9 protein-coding genes, 1 pseudogene and 2 CRISPR repeat arrays (1 of these 12 only partly in view) are annotated in these 22,365 nt (G+C 71.0%); of the genes and pseudogenes, 5 read left to right on the top strand and 5 right to left on the bottom strand.

Annotated features, from left to right (window positions below; translation table 11 throughout):
• Positions 1-25: 25 nt before the first annotated feature.
• Both WMF33_RS49370 and WMF33_RS49365 read right to left on the bottom strand, forming a co-directional pair.
• Positions 26-1,000 carry a hypothetical protein gene (locus tag WMF33_RS49370; protein WP_437335076.1) on the bottom strand — a complete coding sequence of 325 codons (975 nt, stop codon included), beginning with the start codon at positions 998-1,000 and terminating at the stop codon, positions 26-28.
• Positions 997-2,418 (bottom strand): aminotransferase class III-fold pyridoxal phosphate-dependent enzyme, encoded by a 1,422-nt coding sequence (locus WMF33_RS49365; protein ID WP_437335075.1) that lies wholly within the window; start codon positions 2,416-2,418, stop codon positions 997-999. Before WMF33_RS49365 ends, WMF33_RS49370 begins: the two co-directional genes overlap by 4 nt.
• Before the next feature lie 81 nt (positions 2,419-2,499).
• On the opposite strand from WMF33_RS49365, the gene WMF33_RS49360 reads away from it, so the two are divergent.
• On the top strand, positions 2,500-3,942 hold the full coding sequence (locus tag WMF33_RS49360; protein WP_437335074.1) for an aldehyde dehydrogenase family protein: 1,443 nt from the start codon (positions 2,500-2,502) through the stop codon (positions 3,940-3,942).
• 353 nt (positions 3,943-4,295) lie between these two features.
• Here the strand turns inward: WMF33_RS49360 and WMF33_RS49355 are convergent, their stop codons facing one another.
• The 3 genes from WMF33_RS49355 to WMF33_RS49345 all read right to left on the bottom strand — a co-directional run bounded on the left by WMF33_RS49355 (position 4,296) and on the right by WMF33_RS49345 (position 8,344).
• Positions 4,296-5,093 (bottom strand): DUF4142 domain-containing protein, encoded by a 798-nt coding sequence (locus WMF33_RS49355; RefSeq protein WP_437335073.1) that lies wholly within the window; start codon positions 5,091-5,093, stop codon positions 4,296-4,298.
• Positions 5,094-5,415: 322 nt separating this feature from the next.
• On the bottom strand, positions 5,416-6,549 hold the full coding sequence (locus tag WMF33_RS49350) for an STAS domain-containing protein (protein WP_437335072.1): 1,134 nt from the start codon (positions 6,547-6,549) through the stop codon (positions 5,416-5,418).
• Between the two features lie 295 nt (positions 6,550-6,844).
• On the bottom strand, positions 6,845-8,344 hold the full coding sequence (locus WMF33_RS49345) for a ferritin-like domain-containing protein (RefSeq protein ID WP_437335071.1): 1,500 nt from the start codon (positions 8,342-8,344) through the stop codon (positions 6,845-6,847).
• Between the two features lie 522 nt (positions 8,345-8,866).
• On the opposite strand from WMF33_RS49345, the gene WMF33_RS49340 reads away from it, so the two are divergent.
• From WMF33_RS49340 to WMF33_RS49325, 4 genes and pseudogenes are all read left to right on the top strand, one after another.
• Positions 8,867-15,322 carry an FG-GAP-like repeat-containing protein gene (locus tag WMF33_RS49340; protein ID WP_437335070.1) on the top strand — a complete coding sequence of 2,152 codons (6,456 nt, stop codon included), beginning with the start codon at positions 8,867-8,869 and terminating at the stop codon, positions 15,320-15,322.
• Between the two features lies 1 nt (position 15,323).
• Positions 15,324-15,680 (top strand): Imm10 family immunity protein, encoded by a 357-nt coding sequence (locus tag WMF33_RS49335; RefSeq protein ID WP_437335069.1) that lies wholly within the window; start codon positions 15,324-15,326, stop codon positions 15,678-15,680.
• 224 nt (positions 15,681-15,904) lie between these two features.
• Positions 15,905-16,129, top strand: a pseudogene (locus WMF33_RS49330) (AHH domain-containing protein); the annotation flags it as partial.
• Between the two features lies 1 nt (position 16,130).
• Positions 16,131-16,676 carry an imm11 family protein gene (locus tag WMF33_RS49325; protein ID WP_437335068.1) on the top strand — a complete coding sequence of 182 codons (546 nt, stop codon included), beginning with the start codon at positions 16,131-16,133 and terminating at the stop codon, positions 16,674-16,676.
• A 34-nt stretch (positions 16,677-16,710) separates the two neighbouring features.
• Positions 16,711-18,963: direct repeats of the CRISPR family, unit length 36 nt; unit sequence GTGCTCAACGCCTTCCGGCATCACGGCGGGGATCGC.
• 107 nt (positions 18,964-19,070) lie between these two features.
• A CRISPR array of direct repeats spans positions 19,071-22,365; the repeat unit is 36 nt; unit sequence GTGCTCAACGCCTTCCGGCATCACGGCGGGGATCGC; it runs 539 nt beyond the window's last position.

The following is a 22,365-nucleotide window of genomic DNA, read 5'->3' as shown; positions in this document are numbered from 1 at the left end:
GGAGCCGCCCGCCCGGCCGCCCCGGCTATCCCGAGGCCCACGCGGCGACGAGCCGCGCGAGCTCCCGCTCCGGCGCGTCGAGCGGCGCCTTGCCGCGCCACGCCGGCGGGAACAGCGGCATCACCGCGCTCCGGAGCACCGGCGCGAAGCCAGCGATCTCGGCCGTATCGCGCGGGATCCGGATCAGCGGCACGCGCTCGCCCGGGAACGCCGCGAGGCGCGCGAGCGCGTTCTCGCGGATCGGCGCGAGCTCGCCCTGGCTCACCTCGGCGGCGTGGACGGCCTGGTAATGGCGCAGGAACGACGCGGCCCGGGCGCGCGGGATGTCGTCGCGCCCCTCCTCGCCGACCTGGCGCACCACCGCGAGCAGCGGCAGCGGCACCGGCGCCACGCCGAGCGCCGCGAGGTCGCGGAAGTCGGGCTGCGCGTACGGGAGCACCGCGGGCGGGATGATCGCGAACCCGGCGCGGCCGTAGGCGATGAGCCGCACCACCGTGTCGCGGTCGTCCGGGTCGACGGCCTCCATCTCGGCGGCGAGCATCACCTCCGCGCCGCCGCCGCCGAGCCCCGCGCCGTCGAGCGCGCGGCGCGCGAGCGCGACGGGCGCCGCGCGCAGCAGGGCGGCGAGGCCGGAGCGGCGGTACGCCGGCAGGACGAGGGCGTGCGAGAGCAGCACCACGCAGCGCCGCGCGGCGCGGTCGAGCGTGACGTAGCCGTCGCGCACGCCGGCGAGGCGCCCGTCGTCCACGCTGCGCGCGAGCAGCATGTGGTACCTCGCCTCGATCGGCGCCGCCGGGTCCGTGTGCTGCCCGGCGAACCACGCCGCGAGCACCTCGCGGCGCTCGAGCTCGCCCTTCGGCCCGAAGACCTCGTCGAGCGCGCGGTAGCCCTCGTCGAACGCCGCGTCGTCCCGCGCCTCGACCACGGAGAACCGCGCGAGCGCCCGCGCGACCTTCTCCGGCCCCTCCCCCGGGCGCACGTCGCGCGGATCGACGATCATCCGGCCATCTCGCGCAGCACGGCGTCGAACACCGAGGCCGCCTCGTCGACGTCCGCGGTCGTCGTGATGAGGTGCGGGCGGAGCCGCACCGATCGCGTCCCCGTGTAGCTCGCGAACACCCCGCGGCGCAGCGCGCGCCCGAGGAAGTCGTCGCGCGCCGCGGTCGTCGGCAGGTCGAACGCGAGCAGGAAGCCGCGGCCGCGCGGCTCGGTCGCGAGCGCGGGGTAGCGCTCGCAGAGCTCCTCGAGCCGCGCGAGGAAGTGGCGGCCGGTCGCGCGCACGTTGGCGAGCAGCTGCTCGGCCTCGATCGCGCGGAGCGTCGCCAGCGCGACCGCGGCCCGCGCGCGGTCGCCGTTGCGCGTCTGGTACATGCGCCCGAACTGCGCGACGTCGTACGCCGACGTCGCGAAGAACCCGCCCATCTGCATCTTCTTGCCGAAGCACATCAGGTCGGGCGGGCGCGGCAGGTCGAGCTGCTCGTGCGCCCACAGCGTGCCGCTGATCCCGAGGCCCGTCTGCACCTCGTCCAGGATGAACGCCGCGCCCGCCTTGCCGGCGAGCTCCTGCGCGCGGCGGAAGAAGACCGGGCTCGCGTGCCGGTCGCCGCCCTCGGACTGCACGGGCTCGACGATCACGGCCGCCACCCTGCCCTGGTGCGCGTCGAGGATCCGCTCCAGGGCGGCGAGCGCCTCGGCCTCGGCGCGGTCGTTCTGGTCGGCGAAGCGCGCGAGCGGGAAGCGGCTCGCGGGGAAGGGCGCCGTGGGCCAGGGGAACGCGGGCAGGTCGGCCTTGTGGATGACCTTGGAGTGCGTCGCGGACATCGGCCCGAGGCCGCGGCCGTGGAACGCGCCGGAGAACGACACGACCACCGCGTCGGTCCCCGCGTTGTCGAGGATGCGCTGCTGCTGCTCCTCCGGCAGCTCCAGCGGGTTCTTCGGCAGCCCGGCGGCCTCCCGGCGGCGCTCGCCGTGCCGGATGAACGCCGCCTTGAGCGCCGACTCGACGCCCTCGCCCCCCGCGTCCACGCAGAAGACGCGCGCCATGCCGCGCGGGGCGTACCGCTGCTCGAGCGCCTCCACGAACTCGAACCACGCCGGCGTCGTCACGAACGGCGTCGACGTCGGGTTCGCGACGGCGCGGATGAACGCCTCGCCGTGGGCCGCCTCGACGAGCGCGGGGTGATTGTAGCCGAGCGCCCCGAGCGCGAAGTTCGCGAACAGGTCGAGGAACACGTTGCCGTCCACGTCGACAAGCGAGCACCCCCGGCTCGCGGCGTCGTCCATCACGACGGCGCGGTAGCGCGACTGCATGTCGAAGCCGCCGCGCGCCATGTAGGCGCGCGCCTTCGGCCCCGGCAGCTCGGTGACGACTCTTCGCGGAGGGACGGACGGCAGCGTGGGGCGGTCGGAGAGGTCCATGGGCAGGACGAGTATCCCGCACGGCAGGGCCCGTGTCATCGCCGCTTGCCGCGCCCGGGTGCGCGGGTTTACGACGAGAGCATGCCCGAGACGCGCGAGACCGTGAAGAAGCTCTGGATCGACAACGCCGACAGGGACGCCCTCTCCGGCGAGACGTTCGAGACCGCGAACCCCGCGACCGGCGGCTCGCTCGCGCGGCTCGCCCGCGGCCGGCGGGAGGACGTCGACGCCGCCGTGGCGTCCGCGCGCGCGGCGTTTCCGCGCTGGGCGGCGATGGATCCGAACGAGCGCGCGCGCATCCTGTGGAAGGCTGGGGAGCTGATCCTCGCGCGGTGCGAGGAGCTCGCGCGCCTCGAGGCCGTGGACACGGGCAAGCCGATCACGGCGGCGCGGACGATCGACGTGCCGCGGACGGCGGACACGTTCTTCTATTTCTCCGGGTGGGCGACGAAGCTCGGCGGCGAGACGATCCCGGTGCGGGGGCCGTTCCTGAACTACACGGTGCGCGAGCCGCTCGGCGTCATCGGCGCGATCATCCCGTGGAATTTCCCGTTGCTGCTCGCGGCGCGGAAGGTGGCGCCGGCCCTTGCGGTGGGCAACACGGTGGTCGTCAAGCCGCCGGAGGAGGCGAGCCTGACGACGCTGGAGCTCGCGCGCATCCTCGCGGAGGCGGGGGTGCCGCCGGGCGTCGTCAACGTGGTCACGGGGCACGGCGAGGAGGCGGGCGCGGCGCTCGTGGAGCACCCGGGTGTCGCGAAGATCTCGTTCACGGGCGGCACGGAGACGGGCCGGACGATCATGCGCGCGGCGGCGGGCACGCTGAAGAAGCTGTCGCTCGAGCTCGGCGGCAAGAGCCCGAACATCGTGTTCGCGGACGCGGACGTGGAGAGCGCGGCGAGGGCGGCGGTGACGGCGATCTTCTACAACCAGGGCGAGCTCTGCACGGCGGGGAGCCGGCTCCTCGTGGAGCGGTCGGTGCACGATCGCGTGCTGGAGACGGTCACGAGCGGCGCGCGCCGGCTCGTGCCGGGCGATCCGCTCGATCCGTCGACGCAGCTGGGCCCCCTCGTCTCCGAGGCGCACTTCACGAAGGTGCTCGGCTACATCGATCGGGGCGCGGCCGAGGGGGCGCGCCGCGAGACCGGCGGGCGCCGCGAGGGGCCGGGGTTCTTCGTGGAGCCGACGGTGTTCTCGGCGGTGTCTCCGTCGATGGCCATCGCCCGCGAGGAGATCTTCGGCCCGGTGCTGGCGGTCATCCCCTTCGACGACGTCGAGGAGGCGGCGCGCGTCGCGAACGCGACCGAGTTCGGCCTGGCCGCGGGCATCTGGACGCGCGACGTGGGCAAGGCGCACGCGCTGGCGGCGCGGCTCGCGGCGGGGACGATCTGGATCAACACGTACAACCGGTTCGACGCGGCGAGCCCGTACGGCGGATACAAGCAGTCGGGCTTCGGGCGGGAGAACGGGCGGGCGGTTCTGGACGAGCTCACGCAGCTCAAGTCGGTGTGGGTGGCGCTGAGCTGAGCCGAGGGCGCGGCGTCGCCAGAGCCAAATTCAACAGATTGCGGCAATGCAGCAAGAGGAGAGACCGCAAGGGCGCAAGAGGCGCAACGGGACATAGATGAAGTTGTATTCTTCTCTTCCCCTTGCGTCCCTTGCGCCCTCGCGGTCCTCTTCTCATAAATCTTTTTTATTCGCCGAATTTCGGCATGATCGGCGTGCTAGGTAACTCGACATCAATGCCGTTCTGACCCAAGGCCACAAAAACGGCACCGCGCGCAGCCGGTCACTGGACCAGCTGCGCGCGTCTCTATCGCCACCCCGGGCGCGCGATCGACGCCGCGCGCCCGTCTCGGCGCTGCCGTGGGCCGCGGAGACTACTTCATGCCGGCGCCGGCGGCCGGGGTCGCCGCCGGCGGCTGCACGCCGCCCTGGCCGCCCGGGCTCCCCGCCGTCACGCCGGTCTGACCGGCCTGGTGCCCCGACTGCGCGCCGGCGGCGTGCTGGCCGCCGCTCGCGGCCCCCTGGGCGCCAGCGCCCGTCGCGCCGGTCGCCGCGCCCGTGGCCCCCGCAGGGCCGAGCTTCTGCGCGAGCGCCTCCGCGTCCTTCAGGTGCTTCTCGATCGTCGGCCGGAGATCCTTCTCGAGCAGCGCCTTCAGATCCGCGTTCTTCGCGTCCTGCAGGATGCGACGGTCGATGAGGTCGAGCGTCGTCTGGTGGTCCTTGACCATGAGCTGCACGAACTGCTGATCGAAGTCGGCGCCCTGGAGGGCCTTCAGCTGATCGACCGCCTGCTGCGTCTCGGTGGCGAGCTGCTTGCTCTTGTCCGACTCGGCCGCGGTGATGCCGAGCTTCTTGACCAGCTTGGCCTGCTTTGCCTTCGCGTCGTTGTGGTGCTGGACGATGACCCTGGCGTAGGCCTTCACGTCCTTGTTCTTGGCCTTGGTCTGCGCGAGCTGCGCCTCGTCGATCTCCTTCTTGTTCGCGGCGTCGAGCACGGCGACGATCTGCTCGTCGGTGAGCGGCGCCTCGGCGGGCGCGCTCGGCGTCGTGCTCGTGGTGGCATCCGGCTGCGTCGTCCCCGCCTGCGCGTCGACGCTCGGCGGAGGGGCCGGCGCCGTCTCCGGCGGCGTGGTCGGAGCCGGGGTCGGGGCCGGCGGCGGCGGTGCGTTCACCGTGCTCGGGTCGCTTGCCGCAGGCTGGTTGGAGCAACCGGCGCCGAGAGCAAGACCGACCGTCAAGACGAGAACGTTGCGCGATACGACCATAGGTAAGGACCTCCTCAGGTGTGTTCAGGTGCCGGCCCGTGTGCAAGATCGGTGCACAAGACGACAGCACGTTTTTCCCCGAAATCCTCGGGACCGTGGCCGCCCGCACTGTGGCAACTTGCTACGGCCGTGGCGAATCTGCTTTAGAAGGCCGTTTCGAGGATCGCCCCGCTCATCCCACATGATGCCGAATCCACCGAATGGGTGACCCCGGCACGCACAGCGGGATCTAACCGCGTTCCGCGGTCGCGGAGCTCTGCTTGGCGCTCGCCAGAGCGGGGCTCGGGGAGGGCGTGAGTTGCGGCGGGTTCATCTTGCGGATGCAGTAGCTGAGGGCGGCCCGCAGGTTCCGCTGCGTGACGATCTGCGAGAGATCGAGCCCGAGCGCGACCATCGTCTGGGCCACGTTCGGCTTGATGCCGGCCACGATACCCTCCGCGCCGAGGAGCCGGATCGCCGTCACGAGCTCGATCAGGTGGCTCGCCACCCGCGTGTCGACCATCTCGACGCCGGTGAGGTCCAGGATGGCGAAGCGCGCCTGCTGCTCGACGATGCGCTGGAGCACGCTGTCCATCACGTCCGCGGTCCGCACGCTGTCCACGATGCCGACCATCGGCAGGGTGAGCACCCCGCTCCACACCTCGATGATCGGCGTCGAGAGATTGCGGATCACCTCCTGCTGCTTCTCGATCTGCCGCAGCCGCGAGCGGAGCTCCTCCTCGGCAGACTTCGCCGGCGAGATGTCGAGCGCCACCCCGACCGCCCCCTCGATCTCGCCATCGCCGCCGCGGAGCGGGACGACCCAGCTGTCCCAGTGAGCGCCCTGCACCTCATCGCAGGTGTGGATCAGCTCCCCGGCGAGCGCGCGCTTCACCTCGCCGGCGAGCTCGCTCCCCTCCTCCGCCTCGAAGAGGCTCACGCCTTCGCACTGGTGTTGCGTGAGGCAGAGCTTCTCGAGCGCCCTGCCCTCCTGGTAGCCGAACCTGCCCTCGCGATCGACCGCCCAGAGCGCGATGGGGAGGTGCGCGACCACCTGATCCAGGATGCGCTCCTTGAGCGAGCGGTTCGCCTCCGGCGCGGGCGCGCCCTGGAGCGAGCCGTAGATCGCGTCGCCGTCGGGCGACCGGGTCGCGCTGCACGTCAGGGCCTGCTCCGCGCCGCGCGCGTCGCGGAAGCGCAGGGCGAGCCGGAGCGGCTCCGCGCTCTGCTGCAGCCGTGACCAGGCCGCCGCGAGCGGCCCCCGATCGGCCTCATCCACGAGCGAGGCGAGCGCCGCCCCCGGCGCGGCCGCCGGACCCAGGGTGCGCCGCAGCGCTCCGCTGACCTGCTGCAGGCTGCCGTCCCGTCCCGCGACGAACAGCATGTCCGGGCAGGAAGCGAAGAATGCTTGAAGTGAATCCTTGGATGATCCCTGGTCCGCCACGTTCCCTCCCAGCGCACGCGAGCGACGAGGTCGCGTTGTAGCAGAGGCCCGTCTCGCTTGAGAAGCGCGTTCGCCCGGCCGACGCGCGCGCCTGCTCGCCGGTGCGCGCTCCATTCTGCCGTCGCGGATGGGACATCGCCGCTCCGGCTACAGCGCTGTCAGGCGACTCATGATGTCGCCCCGCGGCGCGCGTCATCGGAGCTCCCGTCGCGGCGGCGCGCGCGCTCGGCGTCCGTCAGGCCGAGGCGCCCCGCGGCGAGCTCGACGGGGCGGCAGGAGCGTTGTCGCGCGACAGCCCCGGGAGCGCCGCGCGGCAGGGGGCGACGACCTCGGCGAGCACCTCGCGGCGCAGCGCCCCGAGCGCGTGCGCCGGGAGCAGGCCGAGCGCCTCGTGCGCGAGGAGCCCCGGCGCCGGGTCGACCGCGAACCGCGCGGCGGCGCGGGAGAACGCCCGCTCCGCCGCGGCGCGCGCCGGCTCGCCGAACGCCGCGAGCATCCACGAGAGCGCCCTCCACGACAGCGCCGCGTGCCGCTCCTCGTCGGCGGCGATGCGCGCGAGCGCGGCCGCGAGCGCCGGGTCCGCGGCGATCCGCGAGAGCTCCCGGCCCTCGGCGGCGCCCAGCGTCTCGCCGACGCAGCCCTCCTCGACGAGCGCCTCCACCACCTCCGCGACGCCCGCGCCGACGGGCGCCGTGGCCGCCTCGAGCAGCGGCCCCGGGCCGATCGCCCGGCCCGCGAGGCGCGAGGCGATGTCGTAGGCGAGGCGCGCGTGCTCCAGCTCGTCGAGCGCGGCGCGGTGCGCCTCGCCGACGAGGGCGGCCGGCGCGCCGAGCGCGAGGAGCTGCAAGGAGAAGCGGGCGAAGCTCGCGATCGACGCGTGCTCGAGCGCGGCGACGGCGGCGTAGTGCGCCGCCGCGCGCTCGCGCACCTCGGGCGGGAGCGACGCGACGTCGAGCTCCGTGGACGCCGCGGGCGCGCGCCAGTCGTCGCGCGCGGCGCGCTGCGCGGCGCGCGGCGCTCCCTCGACGACGAGGGGGCGGCCGATGGCGCAGGAGATCCCGGCGCACTCCCAGCGCGCGCTCTCTCCCTCGATGTCGGGGACGACGCAGGCGACCCCCGGGTTCGCGTCGGGCGCGCAGTCGGCGTCGCTCTGGCAAGCGTCGTCCTTGGTCCTGCAGGCGAGCGTGACCTGCTCCCAGCACCCGTTGAAGTACGCCGACAGGCCGCAGGTGCTGCCAGGGCAATCCGCGTCGACCGCGCAGAGGGCCTTCGCGCAGACGGAGTGCTCCTCCCGGAGCGCGCCAGTCCCCTTGCACACGCACACCTCGGACGGGCCGCACTCGGCGTCGGTCTCGCAGGCGTACTCGCAGCCGCAATAGGGGCCAATCTGCCCGAAGGAGCTCACGCATTTGCCGCGCGGCCCCTGCGTGCAGTCGGCGTCGGTCCTGCATTGAAACGATCGCTCGGTGCCGGCGCACGCGCGCTGCGCGATGGTCGCGTCGCAGCGGACCGTCGACGCGCGGTGGACGGTGCCGTCCGCTTCCTGCATCCAGCCCGCGCTGCGCTGCGGCCGGGGCGCGGGCGCCGCCGGGTCGTCCGCGGCGCCGGCGTCGTCGGCCGTGGCCTGCGGCTCGGCGAGCGTGACGACCGCGATGTCGCGGCTCTTCGCGCTGGAGCAGCCGGCGGCGCCGGCGGCGAGGAGGAGGGTCATGCGGAGCGAGCGGTGGCGGTCCATCCCGCGAGGGTAGCAGAGGGGCGCGCGGCCGACGGTCGGGCACACGGCGGGGCGAGAGGTGCGCGTGAACGCCGAGGACGATCTCCGTGGGTCGCGAGCGTCGGCGAGCTCGGCGCATGCGGCGCGACGCTGCCGGCGTGACCGGACGCTGTTTGTTCGGCGATCGCTCATCGCGCGCGTGGAGCGCGCCTCACGCCAGCGCGCCGACGTTCCTCGGAGCGCTCGTGGGGACGGGACGGAGTTTCGACGTCCATTCCGTCGTCTCGGCGTTCGCCAGCCGCGAGCGAGGTTGATCGCATCCCATACCGGAGATACGGGAGCGGCGCGCTTCCAGGGAGAGCATTGCAAATGAGCGCCGGATCATCTCTTGCCGTCAGCGTGTCGCCCTGTGTGCCGTGGCGGTCTCGCGGCCCTCGTGGTCCGCGGAGGCGCACGCATCGCTGGCTCCTGGCAGCGCTGCTCGCCGCGGCGTGCGTGCTCGCCGTGACGGCGTGCTCGGATTCGCCGCGGATACCCGCCTCGTTGCTGGAGCTGCCGGACGCGCCCTGCCCGGAGCCCGACGAGACGGCGCCGCCATTTCCGGCAGAGCTGCCGCACTCGGCGACGGTCGAGGCAGGCGCGATCGCCGGGTCGTTCGGGGTGACGAGCACCGGAGAGGCGACGTACACGATTCCGCTCGCCGTGCCGCCGGGGCGCGCGGGGATGGAGCCTGAGCTCGCGGTGCAGTACGACAGCGCATCGGGTGAGGGCGTGCTCGGCGTGGGGTTTTCCGTGACCGGGCTGTCGGCGGTGATGCGGTGTCCGCGGAACCTCGCGCAGGACGGCGAGATCCGGGCGGTGCGGTACGACGAGGGCGACGCGCTCTGCCTCGATGGCAAGCGGCTGGTGGAGGTCGGCGGAGGCGGCGAGGTCGTCGAGTACCGGACGGTCCCGGACACGTTCGCGCGGGTGATCGCGAGCTACGAGGGCGGGTGGGACCGGACCAGAGGGCCGAAGCGATGGCGGGTGTTCACCCGGGCGGGGCGCATCCTCGAGTACGGCGGGGAGCCGAGCGGGCAGGTGCTCGCGAAGGGGGGCGTCATCCGCGCGTGGTCGGTGACGCGGGTGAGCGATCGGAGCGGCAATACGATCGACTTCCATTACCAGAACGAGACGAGCGCGAGCGAGGGCTACACGGTCGAGCACGCGCCGCGGCGGATCGAGTACACGGGGCACCCGCGGGCGGCGGCGACACGAGCGGTCGAGTTCGTGTATGCCCCGCGGCGGCCGGGCGCCGGGCGCGTGCTGTACTCGCGGGGGATGGTGCTGCGGAGCTCGCTTCAGCTGGATCGTCTCCGGATGCTCGGTCCCGGCGGCGCGCTCGTGCGGGAGTACCGCTTCTCGTACACGAGCGGGCCGGCGACCGGACGGCGTCTGCTCGATGCGGTGCGGGAGTGCGCGGCGGACGGCAGGTGCAAGCCGGCGACGCGCTTCCGGTGGCATCACGGCACGGGGCCGGGGTTCGCGGAGGTGGGGACGCGGCTGCGGGTGCCCGAGTCCGAGCGCGGCAGCCTGATGACGATGGATGCGACCGGCGACGGGCGCGACGACCTCGTGACGACGGATCTGGACCTGCCGGTCGACGACGATAATCCCATCACGAACTTCTTCGTCGCGCCGAACCGCATGGCCGAAGGGGGCCCTTCGGTCTTCGGCGCGCTCGCCCTCGCGCATCAAGAGATGCATCACGCGCCGCCGTCACCGGTCCAGCCGGAGCTCGGCACGCCGATCGATTACAACGACGACGGGAGGATGGATGTCTTCCTGCACGATGTCCATGGCCGGTATTCCGATTGGCACGTGCTGCTGGCGACGCCGGAGGGGACGTTCCGGCGGAAAAGCACCGGAATCCGGCGCAAGTTCGGGATTGGCGCCCCGCCGCCGCTCGATCTGAACAGCCGCAACGCCTCGGCGCACCTCGCCGACGTCGACGGCGATGGCGTCGCCGACCTGCTCCAGTGCGAGGACACCGGGAGCGTGTTCACCGAGTGGACGCTGCACCTGTGGCGTCCGGCGGCGTCGGGCTTCGAGCCGGAGCCGAGCCGGATCCCGGCGCTGCGCGGGCACCCCTGCAACGCCGAGATGCACCTCGCCGACGTCGACAGCGACGGCAAGGTCGACCTGCTCGTCTACGAGGCGACGATCACGGGCAACGGGACCATGTTCGGCACCACGTTCGACGCGCTGTCCTTCGTGCGGCCGGGCGAGTGGACGAAGCGCGCGACGGGGCTGCCGGTGCTCGAGGCCGGCAGCGGCGGGCGGGTGATCTTGCTCGACGTGAACGGCGACGGGCTGCCGGACGCGGTGGAGACGGGCTTCGACGATGGCCAGCTGCGCACGTTCATCAACACGGGCGACGGCTTCGCGGCCGGCGTGAGCAGCCTGCCCTCGTTCGTGCTCGACGCCGACGCGTTCGCGAAGCTGGCCGCGCCGATCGATCACAACGGCGACGGGCGGCAGGACCTGCTGATGCCGATGCGCGAGCCCGGCGGGCCTGTCCTGTGGAAGATCTTGCAGGCGACGGGCAGCGCCGGCGACGGGACCTTCGTGGTGACCGACGCGCGCCTGCCCGTGAGCGAGGTGCTTGTCGACCGAGAGATCACGCTCGCGCACCCGTGGGCGCCGCGCGTCACCGACGTGGACGGCGACGGCAACCAGGACGTGGTGCTGGCCGTGGGCAAGGCGCTGACGGTGTTCCGCAGCCGGCTGCACGAGGAGGACCTCCTGTGGACCGTGAGCGACGGCATGAGCGCGTACGACCCGGAGGATGCGGCGCACGTGCCCAAGGTGCAGATCGAGTACAGCCACCTGTCGGCCGCAGAGCCGGGCGTGCGCGGCGAGAAGAGGACGTACCTGCCCCGGTACGACACCGGCGAGCCGGGCGACGGCGCGTGCGATTACCCGGTGCGGTGCGCGCTCGGGCCGCGGCGCGTGGTGAGCAGGTATGCGCTGAACAACGGCGCGGATCGGCTGCGCACCTTCCAGGTGGCCTACAGAAACGGCAAGTACCACCGGCTGGGCCGCGGCTTTCTCGGCTTCGGCGCGCGCATCGTGCGCGACGCCGCTTCTGGCGCGGGCAGCGCCGAGTTCTTCGACAACGTCACGTTCGATCCGTTGGACCGCAGCTTTCCCCTGGCGGGTCACGTCGTCCGGGAATGGCGGTGGACCCCCGAGCCGTCGCAGAAGGGCGTTTCCAGGGTCGAGCTCTCGTATACCGAGCGGCTGATCCACGCGATCCTGACGAACCGCGGCAAGAGCTACTTCACGCTGCCGGTGTATCAAAAGCAGCGGCGGGAGCAGGGCGAGCACCGGCGGCACAGCGGCAAGACGCTGGAAGAGTACGTTCGCGAGTCGTGGTATGCGCCGGCGCAGCTCCTGAGCCGTACGGAGAGGCTCGTGAGCGCGTGGGATGCGTTCGGCAACGTCCGGGAGGAGAGCACGTCGACCGCGGGCGTCGACCTCACGCTGAAGGTGAAGCGGACGTTCCGGAACGACGAGGACGCGTGGCTCATCGGGTTGCTGGAGACGCAGCAGGAGTGCAGCCGCGCGCTGTCGATCGAGCAGTGCCGCACGAGCTCGCGCACGTACGACCGGCACGGGCGCGTGCGCACCGAGTCGGCGGGCAGCGACGACGGCGATCCGGAGACCGTGGTCCGCGTGCGGTACACGCGCGACGCGTTCGGCAACGTGATCCACACGAGGGCGGAGGACGCCTCCGGAGGGCGGCGGAAGGCATGTGTCTCGTACGACGCCGAGGGAGTCTTCCCGTACGCGCAGCGGAACCCGGAAGGGCACGTGACGTACACGAGGTACGACGCGGGCCACGGGGTGCTCGAGGCCGTGGTGGATCCGAACGCCCTCGCGACGCAATGGGCGCACGACGGCCTCGGGCGCATCACCGAGGAGCGCCGGCCCGACGGCACGACCACGCGCGCGACGCTCTCGCGCACGCGCGACGGCGGGCCGCGGGGCGACGCGTGGCAGACGCTGCGCAGGACCAGGACCGACGGCGGCGCCGACGAGACGGTGGAGCTCGACGGGTTTGGGCGGCCGATCCGGGGGTGGGCGTACAAGGCGCGCACCGGCGACGGGCCGGCGGAGCGCGTGGTGCAGGAGATCGCGTTCGATCGAAGCGGCGAGCGCGTGGCGCGGCGGTCGCTGCCCGCGGCCGAGGGCACGCCGCGCGAGCGGATGCAGGACGAGACGTACGGGCACGACGCGATGGGCCGGATCGCCTGGCACCGCGCGGCGTGGGGGGCGGAGACGCGCTACCGGTATCTCGGCAGGACGGTGGAGGTGGAAGGCCCGGGCGGGCGCGTGACCACGATCGAGAACGATGGGCTCGGGCGGCCGGTGCGCATCGTCGATCCGGAAGGGGGCGTCACGTCGTATGCGTACGGCCCGTTCGGCGGCTTGTGGACGGTCACCGACCCAGGCGGCGCGAAGACGACGACCGAGCGCGACGCATACGGCCGGGTGCGCCGGCACATCGACCCGGATCGCGGGACCACCGTCGCGCACTACGACGGGTTCGGCCAGCGGACCTCGACGGTGGATGCGCTCGGGCGAGAGGTGAGCTGGAAGCACGACCACCTCGGCCGGGCCGTGGAGCGCAGCGACGACGACGGCACGACGACCTGGACCTGGGACGAGGCCGAGCACGGGGTGGGCAAGCTCGCCGAGGTGGCGAGCCCTGAAGGGCACAGGACGACGTACCGGTACGACGCGCTGGGAAGGTTGCGCGCGGAGGAGCTGGCGATCGAGGGCGAGCGGTTCGCCACCGCGGTCGATTACGACGTGTACGGCCGTCCGTTCCGGCTCTGGTACCCGCAGGCGGAGGGGGAGCGGCGCTTCGGGGTGCGGCGCATCTTCGATGCGCACGGCCATCTCGTGGGCCTGCGGAACGAGCGCTCCCGAGAGATGTTCTGGCGGCTCACGGAGACAGACGACGCCGGCCGCATCCGGACCGAGGAGTTCGGCAACGGGGTGACCACGGAGCGGTCGTACCACGAGACCAAAGGCCGGCTGCGCCGGGTCGCCACGATGAAGGACCACGTCGTGCTCCAGGACCTCTGGTACGGGTACGACGACAGGCTCAACCTCACCTCGCGGCGCGACGACCGGCTGGAGAGGACCGAGCACTTCCGGTACGACAGGCTCGATCGGCTGACGTGCGCCGCGCGGCAGGAGCGGTTCTGTCTGTTCGGGACGACGTACGCGCCGAACGGGAACATCCGAGAGAAGCCCGACGTTGGCGAGTACACGTACGACCCGGAGCACCCGCACGCGGTGAGGACGGCGGGGGCCGACGTGTTCGCGTACGACGCCGTGGGCAACCAGATCCGGAGGCCGGGCGTCGAGGAGATTTGGTACACGGCGTTCGACTTGCCGGCGACCATCACGCTCGCTGGCGGGGCGGGTACGGTCGACCTCGACTACGACGGCGATCAGCGGCGGATCAGAAAGACCACGCCCGCGGAGCAGACGGTCTATGCCGGCGACCTGTACGAGCGGGTCACCGACCTCGCGACGGGCGCCGTGGAGCATCGGTACACGGTTCGCTCCAGCGAGCGCGCCGTGGCGGTGTTGACGAAGAGGGCCGGCGAGGAGGCGCGGACGCTGTACATCCACGTCGACCACCTCGGCTCGGTCGACCTGCTCACCGAGGGGCGCGGCGAGGACGCAGGCAAGGAGGTGGAGCGGCGCAGCTACGACGCGTTCGGCGCGCGCCGCGATCCGGTGACGTGGCGGCGCGCGCCGGCAGCGGAGGCGCCGCCGGCGCTGCTGGCGCGCGGGTTCACCGGGCACGGGAGCGACGACGAGCTCGGGCTCGTCCACATGAAGGGGCGGCTGTACGACCCGAGGATCGGGAGGTTCACGACGCCCGATCCGGTCGTCTCCAGGCCGCTCTTCGGCCAGAGCTGGAACCCCTACAGCTACGTGCTGAACAACCCGCTCGCGTACGTCGACCCGAGCGGTTTTCAGGAGGCGGTTCCGGAGGACCGGGATGGGTCATCGCGAGCGGCCGGCGCGGAGTTCACGTCGGACGAGCTCGGGCTGCCGCCGATCGAGGAGCTGGTGGTCGCCAGGTTCCCGGAGCACGAGGCGCGGTCCGATGCCGACGCCAACGCCACGGGCGCCGAGGTCGGCGGCGCCGTGCCGCCGGTCGACGTCGGCGTCTACGGCACCAGCGCGGGCTTCGTGCCCCAGCCGGCGCCGTCGTCGCCGGAGCACGCGAGCGCCGCCAGCGTGGTCGGCGAGGGCTTGCTCGGCGCCGGCGAGGGCACGGGCGAGCTGGCGCTCGGCGTCGCGCGGTCGCTGGTGCTGAGCGCGCTCACCTTCGGGGGCTACGGCACGTACGAGCTGGGCCGCGCCGTGTGGGACGGGTACGAGGAGGACGGCGTCGTCGGCGCGCTGAACGCCGTCAACCCGCTCTACCAGATCGGGCGGGGAGCGGCGGACACGGCGCTCGCGATTGATCGGGACGACTACCGCGCTGCCGGCGCGGCGGGGGTGAAGACGATAGTCATCAGCGCGGCCACCGTGTTCGGCGCGGGGAGAGGGCTCGGGACGCTCGCCGAGGAATCCGCGGCTGCGGCGGGAACGGCGAGGGGGGCAGCGTTCGGTTCTGGGCGGCCCCCGCATGTCGCGGATGTGACGATCTATCGGCGCGGGCATATAAAATTCGCCGACACGCTATCAAGTGGCGCAATGACCACTGAAGAAGCCGCGCTAGGTTTCCCGAGGTCATCATTGGCGACACACACGGAGGCGCGCGCTGCGCGAATTCCGCTTCAAGCCGGCGACACAATGATCATCCAGGGACAGTACCCACCCTGCCCCTCATGCAAGGGTGCAATGAAGAACGCGGCATCGTCCTCTGGAGCGGAGATCCACTACCTCTGGAAGGACCAGCACTGGACTGCGGGAGGACAGTAAAATGCGCAGATTCAAAGCGAAAGCGTTGGCCGTGGCAGAGGACCCTGACCTCAACACGTACGCGATCATACTTGCTGAACAATCCGACGGCAGCGGGATGCGCCTTGAGATTCAGAAATCATTGCTTTCAAACGAGCAGGACCGACAGCTCGGACTAGATACGTATTGCCTGTGCACGGAGGAAGGATCGACTCACTACGGGGGAATTGTTTCGTGGACCCTGGCCCATGATTCGCTAGAAGTCGAGCTCGACGCGAAGGCTGCTGATGCTCTTGGCGTCGAGGGCGGGTTTGTGGTCGATTTCGCGCCCGAGAATCGACCCGCTCTCAAAGACGGCCTCGATAGGGTTCTTGGTTGAAACGCGCTGCTCCGCCGATCGTTCAACGTCCGCCCTCTCCTCCCCGGACAGGATTGCAGGCACTGCTGCTGAGCACGCTTTCACTCCCCGGGAAAGCCACCTTGTAGAGGGCACAGGAGGGTCCGCCTTGCGGCACGCCCGCACCGCCTACAGCGAAGCCCCGCGCACTTCCCGCAGCGTCCTGCACCACCTCCGGCGAAGCCCCGCGCGCATCCCGCAGAAAAGCGGGAATGACTCTGGAAGATGCCGCCAATCGGGTGACCGTCCCAGGTCATGCAGGACCACATCCCGAGGCTTATCATCAAGCTGTATTCCAGCGATTCTTCGACGCCACAAAGGGTCTCTCGGGGGACGCATACGCCACAGCCTTTCAAGCCGAACTTTCCGTCATCCGAACTGAGGCGATGACACCAGGGAGTGCAACAAACAACCTTCTCACAGGTCAGTGACATGCGTTACTTTGAGCTGGTTGACGACGTGAACATTCCTCAGCGATGGCATATTGGAGAGATCACTGCCGATGACGGCTGGGAGTCGCCATTCTGGTCGGGGAGCGCTTTCCAGGGGAGCCCAATCGCAACAATTTCTCGACCTGGCATACCTCTGGATTTTTCCCTGACCAGCTTCGCTGTCCCTGTAGCTACACGTCGGGTTTCGCAAGCGATCGGCTCCGTTGCTGGCGACGACCTCCAGCGAATTCCCCTACGAATCCATGGGCACGTCGGGTTCGAGGTGCTCAACGCGCTGCGTGTCGTCAAGTGCCTCGACGAGAGCCGGTCAGAGTTCACCAAGTGGACCGAGAGGGATCACCGGGCCGATCTTGCTGGACAGTACCGAGGGGTCACGAAGCTACGGATCGATCCTGCGAGCGTCCCAAGCGACGCACACTTCTTTCGCATCGAGGGCTGGCTCGTCGCTCTTATTGTATCGGATCCGGTAAAGCTCGCAATGGAACAGATCGGCTGCCGCGGAGCCAAGTTTCAGGAAGTTACATAACGAAACATGGTCGATTGCTATATGCCTTCACCCTATGCTCAACGCCTTCCGGCATCACGGCGGGGAGCGCACGAGGGCTCCGCGTAGCACGCCCGGAAGATCATCGTGCTCAACGCCTTCCGGCATCACGGCGGGGAGCGCCGATCGACGTCGAGGTCTCGACGTCGAAGTAGCGCGGGTGCTCAACGCCTTGCGGCATCACGGCGGGAATCGCCGGGCCGCGATGCTGCTCATGATGTCGATCGTCGGGTGCTCAACGCCTTCCGGCATCACGGCGGGGATCGCTGCTCATGATGCCTCCTCAAGCGTCGGGCAGCTCCGTGTGCTCAACGCCTTCCGGCATCACGGCGGGCACGGCGGGGATCGCATGTGCGCGGTCACTACCGGGGCCAGCTCGTCCGAGTGCTCAACGCCTTCCGGCATCACGGCGGGGAGCGCTCCCTCACACTGTCCGGTGAGTCCTCCTCGTCTTGTGCTCAACGCCTTCCGGCATCACGGCGGGGAGCGCGTGATCGAGGGCACGAGGAGCGGGGCCGGTGCGGTGTGCTCAACACCTTCCGGCATCACGGCGGGGAGCGCTGCCGCTTCCCTCCCACTCACGCGCACGTCGTCGGGTGCTCAACGCCTTCCGGCATCACGGCGGGGAGCGCTTCTCCGCCTCCGTGTACAGCTCCCCCGCGCGCGCGTGCTCAACGCCTTCCGGCATCACGGCGGGGAGCGCCCGCGTGCGCCACGCCAAGTAGCGGCGGCAGGTAGTGCTCAACGCCTTCCGGCATCACGGCGGGGAGCGCGAGGCTCCTGGATCGGGAGGCTCGACCCATCTCGAAGTGCTCAACGCCTTCCGGCATCACGGCGGGGATCGCCCAGGTGGCAGGCGAAAGCCTTCCTCGAAGCGCTTGTGCTCAACGCCTTCCGGCATCACGGCGGGATCGCCTGCGCTGTGTCGGTGAGGGGGGCGAGCGGGAAGGTGTCGTGCTCAACGCCTTCCGGCATCACGGCGGGGAGCGCCTCCTCGAGCATGACCCGGCCGAGGTGATCATCCAGTGCTCAACGCCTTCCGGCATCACGGCGGGGAGCGCTCCGCGCCTCGCGCATCGCCGCCTCGTCCTGCGGGTGCTCAACGCCTTCCGGCATCACGGCGGGGAGCGCTCCGCGCCTCGCGCATCGCCGCCTCGTCCTGCGGGTGCTCAACGCCTTCCGGCATCACGGCGGGGAGCGCTCCGCGCCTCGCGCATCGCCGCCTCGTCCTGCGGGTGCTCAACGCCTTCCGGCATCACGGCGGGGAGCGCCGGCAGCCTCGAGCGCAGGTCTGGGTGGCACATCGTCAGGTGCTCAACGCCTTCCGGCATCACGGCGGGGAGCGCCACCGGGGAGCTGCGGGTCCAGCACATCATGCGCCTGTGCTCAACACCTTCCGGCATCACGGCGGGGAGCGCCTCCTCGTGAAGCTCGCCGCGGCCCCCGGCGGACCGTGCTCAACGCCTTCCGGCATCACGGCGGGGAGCGTGTGGGGGAGGGTCAGCTCTCGGTGAAGAACACGATGTGCTCAACGCCTTCCGGCATCACGGCGGGGAGCGCCCGGTGAAGGACCTCGCCGAGGCGCTCGGCGTCTCGTGCTCAACGCCTTCCGGCATCACGGCGGGGAGCGCGCCTGACCGCTTGGTCTCTGCGCGGCGCTCCGTTGTGCTCAACGCCTTCCGGCTTCACGGCGGGGAGCGCGCGCCGAACTTTGACGAGGCATTCGAGTGTGCGGCGGTGCTCAACGCCTTCCGGCATCACGGCGGGGATCGCTTGCAGGCGGATCCAGCAACGGGCGCCGCGCGCGTGTAGCGCTCAACGCCTTCCGGCTTCACGGCGGGGATCGCGCGACGACGATGCGCAGCTGCGCCAGCAGAAAGTAGTGCTCAACGCCTTCCGGCATCACGGCGGGGATCGCCCGGCATGGAGCTCCGGACGTGGGCGCAGGCGTGGTGCTCAACGCCTTCCGGCATCACGGCGGGGACCGCAGGGGAATTTCGCCGGAGGCGACGCCCGAGGTCTGTGCTCAACGCCTTCCGGCATCACGGCGGGGATCGCTAAAAGTGGCCCTCATTGCGCGTGGGCTGAGAGAGGTGCTCAACGCCTTCCGGCATCACGGCGGGGATCGCCTATCGTTGGCGTGACGGTGGTGCTCGCCGTCGCGTGCTCAACGCCTTCCGGCATCACGGCGGGGATCGCGACTCGCGCGACGCTGGCTCCAGCCGCGCCTGAAGTGCTCAACGCCTTCCGGCATCACGGCGGGGATCGCGGCCAGCCATGCATAGAACGCATCGCGCACGCAACGGTGCTCAACGCCTTCCGGCATACGGCGGGGATCGCCTTCGGAGCGTGACCTGAGCGTGACCGCGCCGTGTGAGTGCTCAACGCCTTCCGGCATCACGGCGGGGATCGCCGAGGAGTGCGCGCGCGGCTCTGTCGTATGCGTTGTGCTCAACGCCTTCCGGCATCACGGCGGGGATCGCACGCCTTCGCCGCCGGTGTGAAGAACACGCTGAGCGAGTGCTCAACGCCTTCCGGCATCACGGCGGGGATCGCAGCTGAACCGCGGGCATGAACAACGGCGGAGGCTTGTGCTCAACGCCTTCCGGCATCACGGCGGGGATCGCGGGAAGAGGCAGAAGAACCCGCCGACGTCCCGCACGTGCTCAACGCCTTCCGGCATCACGGCGGGGATCACCCGGAGATGCGCCCGCCGCTCTCCGCCAACGCAACGTGCTCAACGCCTTCCGGCATCACGGCGGGGATCGCACGAACAGCGCGGCCAGCAGCATCGCGGCGGGTCTGTGCTCAACGCCTTCCGGCATCACGGCGGGGATCGCACCGGATGCGCCCGCTCCTGCACCGCGCCGTCATGTGCTCAACGCCTTCCGGCATCACGGCGGGGATCGCTCGGCGCGCACCTTCCTCACCTGGACGCCGGGCGAGTGCTCAACGCCTTCCGGCATCACGGCTGGGATCGCACCGCACGCAGATCTCCTGGGACCGGTCGCGCTCCATGCCGTGCTCAACGCCTTCCGGCATCACGGCGGGGATCGCGCGGTGCTCTCGGCCGGCTTGCTGAAGGCCGACACGTGCTCAACGCCTTCCGGCATCACCGCGGGGATCGCTCCTCCGCTCTTCCTTGGCCATCCGCTCCAGGATGCGTGCTCAACGCCTTCCGGCATCACGGCGGGGATCGCGCTCTGTACGCCGACGTCGTGGCGCCAAGTCCACGTGCTCAACGTTTTCCGGCATCACGGCGGGGATCGCGGTAGCGGCTGGCCGCGCGCCGCGGTAGCGTCGTGGTGCTCAACGCCTTCCGGCATCACAGCGGGGATCGCCCAGCGGCTCGTTTCGGGTGTCGTCGGCGTCGCTGTGCTCAACGCCTTCCGGCATCACGGCGGGGATCGCTCGCGCAGTTCGTCGCACTTTGCCCGTGCCTCAGGTGCACAACGCCTTCCGGCATCACGGCGGGGATCGCCGCTCAGTGGCGGCCGGGTCGCGGCGTGCGTAGCCTGGTGCTCAACGCCTTCCGGCATCACGGCGGGGATCGCTGGATCGTCGGCAGGCCAGTGATCGCGAAGTCGACGTGCTCAACGCCTTCCGGCATCACGGCGGGGATCGCCAACGGCTCCAGGCGGGCGCGCTACCACCCTCTAGTGCTCAACGCCTTCCGGCATCACGGCGGGGATCGCGAGACGCCGGAGAGCGCTTCCCCGAGGCCGAGCGAGTGCTCAACGCCTTCCGGCATCACGGCGGGGATCGCACTTGGGCCTGCGAGAGCCTCGCCCCGTCCTCCGTGGTGTGCTCAACGCCTTCCGGCATCACGGCGGGGATCGCTCGCGGGAATCCCTCGACCCGGCGGCGCGGCGTGGCCATGTGCTCAACGCCTTCCGGCATCACGGCGGGGATCGCCCCCGCTGCCGCTCGTGAAGCGGAAGGGACTCAAGTTCTCAACGCCTTCCGGCATCACGGCGGGGATCGCCCAGCATCAGCACCAGCAGCAGCGCCCCGCTCCCAGGTGCTCAACGCCTTCCGGCATCACGGCGGGGATCGCAGCGCCGCGGCGCGGTCGCGGACGTCGGCGGGGGTGTGCTCAACGCCTTCCGGCATCATGGCGGGGTTCGCGACATCGAACCCCACGAACCTGACTCTTTACACTCTGTGCTCAACGCCTTCCGGCATCACGGCGGGGATCGCGGGAGAACGGGTAGGGCTTCGCTCGGCCGTCCCGGTGCTCAACGCCTTCCGGCATCACGGCGGGGATCGCCGCCGATAACCCTCGCATAGAGGAACGCGGTGTTGTCGTGCTCAACGCCTTCCGGCATCACGGCGGGGATCGCCTCGGCGGTGAGCGCGGCCTTCAGGGCAGCGAAAAAGTGCTCAACGCCTTCCGGCATCACGGCGTGGATCGCCTGCCGACCGAGATCAGGACGTCGGCGAGCGGCAAGTGCTCAACGCCCTCCGGCATCACGGCGGGGATCGCTCCTCCCGCAGGCCGACACGTCGCAGGACCACGAGTGCTCAACGCCTTCCGGCATCACGGCGGGGATCGCCACCTCCAGCGCCCGGAACTCGCGTCGCAGCTCGCGGAGTGCTCAACGCCTTCCGGCATCACGGCGGGGATCGCCCGCGGCAGCAGCGGCAGGTGATCGCCAGGGCGGTGTGCTCAACGCCTCCCGGCATCACGGCGGGGATCGCAAGCCATGGAGGGAATCGAGAGGGGCGCCGCGAGGCGGTGCTCAACGCCTTCCGGCATCACGGCGGGGATCGCTTCTGCGGCGCGCTGGATGAGGGTGGCGGAGGTGGTGTGCTCAACGCCTTCCGGCATCACGGCGGGGATCGTCCGTACATCGTGCCCTCGCAGCGGTCGATTTACGAGTGCTCAACGCCTTCCGGCATCACGGCGGGGATCGCCGGGACGCGCACGCTCACCGGGATCGGGACCAGCGGGTGCTCAACGCCTTCCGGCATCACGGCGGGGATCGCCTTGCGCGGCCAGCGCGGTTTTCCAATCGTTCGTGTGCTCAACGCCTTCCGGCATCACGGCGGGGATCGCAAGCCCAGCGCGCGGCAAGTGTCTACAGCGTGGCAAGTGCTCAACGCCTTCCGGCATCACGGCGGGGATCGCAAGAGGACCTGCGGCGCGTGCTGCTCGACGGCCACCGGTGCTCAACGCCTTCCGGCATCACGGCGGGGATCGCGTCGAGTGCGTCGCCGGCGTGCGCATCTCCGGTGCGTGCTCAACGCCTTCCGGCATCACGGCGGGGATCGCGCGATCCGGCGCGGCGCGGACAAGTCCGAGATCATGTGCTCAACGCCTTCCGGCATCACGGCGGGGATCGCCCATGCGCGCGCGCGACCCGCTCCGGGTGAGGTAGTGCTCAACGCCTTCCGGCATCACGGCGGGGATCGCCTCGCTCGCCGGCAGCGGAGTTCCACGCGGCCGGCCGTGCTCAACGCCTTCCGGCATCACGGCGGGGATCGCCTCTGTCGCACCCGCTGGCGCATCTGGCTCTGGCTGGTGCTCAACGCCTTCCGGCATCACGGCGGGGATCGCCGCGGAGGCTGGGGTGCCCGCGACGCCCGGCACCATCGCGTGCTCAACGCCTTCCGGCATCACGGCGGGGATCGCAGCTGGAGGAGGGGCGCGTATGAGTCTGTTCGCCGT

It is taken from the genome of Sorangium sp. So ce394, from assembly GCF_051474665.1.
Lineage (GTDB): Bacteria > Myxococcota_A > Polyangia > Polyangiales > Polyangiaceae > Sorangium > Sorangium cellulosum_D.
Note: the sequence above shows the minus strand (reverse complement) of the source record. Positions and strands in the feature narration are given on the sequence as shown.